Origin of the sequence: Rickettsia sp. TH2014 (assembly GCF_019249195.1) — a bacterium.
GTDB classification, from domain to species: Bacteria; Pseudomonadota; Alphaproteobacteria; order Rickettsiales; family Rickettsiaceae; genus Rickettsia; species Rickettsia felis.
Window position 1 is genome coordinate 126 of the sequence record NZ_MXAX01000075.1, and the last position, 3,619, is coordinate 3,744.

The window sequence follows — 3,619 nt, forward strand, 5'->3', positions numbered from 1 at the left end:
TTTGATATTGTCATTTATAGAATCTCCTCCTTTGTTTCTAGAAAATTCTACTCCTTTTGTCGATTGTTTTTGGGGGGGTGCCCTCCTTCCAGTCGCTCGTAATGATGTTAAAATCTATCCACATTCTTCATAATCTCAAGATAGTCTATCTTACCGCTTGCAAGCAGAGGTATTTCTGAATCGGTAATAATTACTTTCGGTAAATGTAGTAAAGAAATTTGAGCTTTAGATACAGTATCTACAAAATTTTCTCTATTTATATCGGAACCAGTAGTAAGTAAAATAATTTTTTCTCCATGTGTTTTATCGGCGATGGAAATGGCAGCGTGCAAGGAATCAGGAGCAATTTCGCTTGCAAGTTCTTCAATCTTTGTAAGAGATATCATTTCCCCCGCTATTTTAGCAAAGCGTTTTAAACGTCCTAAAATTGTTATATATCCTTCAGAATCGATTTTGACTATATCGCCTGTGTCGTACCATTCTTTATAAGTACGGTGACCTTCTAAGTCCAAGTAACCAAGCATGATGTTAGGACCCCTAATGAATAAACGTCCCCCTTCATTTATTCCCTCTACTTTCTCAAGCTTATAATCAATTTTCGGTAATAATCTTCCCACGGTGCCTGCTTTATTATGCATAGGGGTATTGCAAGCTATAATAGGTGAGGTTTCTGTAATCCCATATCCTTCAAAAATACGTATGCCGTACTTATTAAGCCAGAATTGTCTTGTAGATTCTTTTAATTTCTCGCTACCGGCAAATATATAGCGTAATGAGTAAAAATCATATGGATGAGCGTAATTAGCATAACCGTTTAAAAAAGTATCGGTAGAAATTAATATAGTTGCCCCGATATCGTATATAACTTCAGGAATGCTGCGATAATTTAGTGGAGAAGGATATAGAAACAGCTTAATACCGTTTAAAGTTGTAATAATTGCACCACCAAGACCAAAGCAATGAAATAAAGGTAATGAGTTAAATACTATATCTTCGGGGCTAAAAGGTACTTTAGCAGTTATTTGATATCTATTAGTTTGTAAATTTCTGTGAGATAGTAATACGGCTTTAGGTTCACCTTCAGTACCTGAAGTAAAAATTATCACTGCCGGTTTTTCGTCATCATGATTACGACAAAAATAATTGTAATAAGTTTGAACAAAATAACTCCCTATTTTTGCTTTTAGTTTTAGAGCTGTACCAATTTGATTTTTAAAATCTTCTAAATATATTATTTTAATACCGAAATCTAATAAGTTAGTTATTAATTCATGTAAATTTGCTTTTTCGATAAATTGTTTTGAAGTGTAAACTACTTTAATTTGTGCAAGTTTACAGGAGTTAATAATAGTACTTATGCCGCTGCTCCAGTTAATTATAGCAGGAACATAACCGCTAGATTGCATGGCGTAAAAAGTAATTAATGTATTCGTGGTATTAGGCAACATTAAGCCTAAATTTCTGCCAAAGATATTATTCTTTTTGATTAAATCACCTAGGATAAAAGATTTTAATATTAAATCTCGATAAGTAACCGCATTATTTTCAAAATCATCAACTATTTTTTTCTTAAATCCATGAATTTTAGCAGCTTCTATAAGAGATGAGAATAAAGTATTTTTATAGTCTGAACTCTCAAACATCATGTCAGCCATGATATCATAAAGAGTCCTAGATATATAACTGCGTCGTTCTTGATTACTTGCAGCATCCATATTAGCGAATTTTACCGGCGGTAAAACGGTTATAGTAATTTTAGGAAATATTTTTCTTTTTAATATGTTTTTTAATTTTGATAAATGAGTAAATTGAGTACCGTCTATTCTAACAGGTAAAACGGTAGCACCGGCTTTATCGGCAATCATTCCCGGTCCTTCGTATATTTTCATTAAAGAGCCGGTAACGCTTATTCTACCTTCGGGGAAAATTGCTACTTTCTGATCCTTTTGTACTTCTTTTACTAAAGTCTTTATTGCCATTGGGTTACTTGGATCAACCGGCAAAGTTCTTGCCATACGTAAAAACGGTTTAATCCACCATATTTTTTGTATATCGGGACTAATTGCAAAAGTCATTTCTTCTCGTAAGTAAGTAGCAATTAGCGGTGGATCGAGATATGAAATATGATTAGCGACAACTACTACTTTTTTACCGGCTTTTTGGAAATTTTCAAATCCCTTAACTTCAACCTTATACATAAGATCAAAACAGATTTGGAATATTCTTCGCAATAGCTTAAACGGAATAATTTTAACTTCAGGTATTAAACGGTAAATATATATAGTGACGATTATATTAGCTAGGCTAATAAATAATATAATCCAGGGTATAGTGAAATTTAGGTAAAATAATAAAGATAAAATAATTGTTGATCCCACCATGAAAATGGAATTAATGAGGTTATTAACGGCAATAATTCGGCTACGATGAGCAGGGTTTGCATAATGCTGTAATATAGCAAAAAGGGGAACGATATATAAACCACCTATTGCTGCTAAGAAAAATAAATCTATAACTATTCGCCAATTATGTCTTTTCGATAAAAATACTAAAATACTTTTTAGCTGAGTAGGTTCGTAGCTAACTGAGCTAATTCTACTTGCAAAGAATAAATCAATACCGAAAATACTAATGCCCAGGGCTGAAATAAATAGATATTTAACGGTAATCTCATCTTCAAATATTTTGCTACATAAAAATGAACCAACCCCAACACCAAGCGAGAAAACTGCTAAAAATAAGTTAGCAACATTCTCATCAGCTTTAAAAGTTATCTTAGCAAGTAAAGGTATTTGTGAAATTATAGCAGCTCCGATAAACCAAAACCATGAAATACCAAGTATAGCTAAATATATATGTTTTTTTGCTTTGGCATATTTAATCATATTTATGCTTTCATCTATAATATTAAAATTTATTTTAATATCACGATTTGCATTTTTAGATTCTGGAGAGAAAAGGCTTGTAATGAAGCCGAGAAAAGCGATGGTAATTAAGGAATAAATTATAAAATTATTGCTGATTGTATAATAGCTGCCGATTATAGTACCGATAAAAATACCGATAAAAGTTCCGGCTTCAACAAAACCGTTAGCTCCAAGTAGTTCGTCTTTATTCAGGTGATCAGGTAATACGCTATATTTTATTGGACCGAAAAAAGTAGAATGTATACCCATTAAGCAAATAGAACAGAATAGAATTAGAAGATTATTATGATGAAATCCATAAATTGCAAAGGCAATTATACCGATTTCACAAATCTTAATAATCTTAATAAGGCTTGCGCGCTCGTATTTGTCGGCAATTTGTCCTGCTATGCTTGCGAATATTATGAAAGGTAGTACAAAAGTAGCATTAGCAATTAAAACGAGTAGATTATTATATTTACTTAAAGAACCAGTAATGCCGTAAGTTATAAGGATTACTAGAGCATTTTTTAATATATTATCATTAAGACAACCACATAACTGTACTATAAAATTCGGTAAAAATCGTCTATCTTTGAAAAGATATAATTTGTTTGTGTCCATATTATATTAAATATTTAAAATACCGATTTTGTTGGATTCAAATCGTCATGAGCTACGGAAAAATTGAAAATTTTGACGAAGCAATCTCA

1 protein-coding gene is annotated in these 3,619 nt (G+C 31.9%); it reads right to left on the reverse strand.

Annotation, left to right across the window (positions count from 1 at the left end):
- Positions 1–107 precede the first annotated feature (107 nt).
- On the reverse strand, positions 108–3,530 hold the full coding sequence (locus KYQ89_RS01220) for an acyl-[ACP]--phospholipid O-acyltransferase (protein WP_218460029.1): 3,423 nt from the start codon (positions 3,528–3,530) through the stop codon (positions 108–110).
- Positions 3,531–3,619: the final 89 nt, after the last annotated feature.

Bases quoted from the DNA above. Each gene is read 5' to 3' on its own strand.
- KYQ89_RS01220 (WP_218460029.1), bottom strand. From the start codon at position 3,530: ATGGACACAAACAAATTATATCTTTTCAAAGATAGACGATTTTTACCG.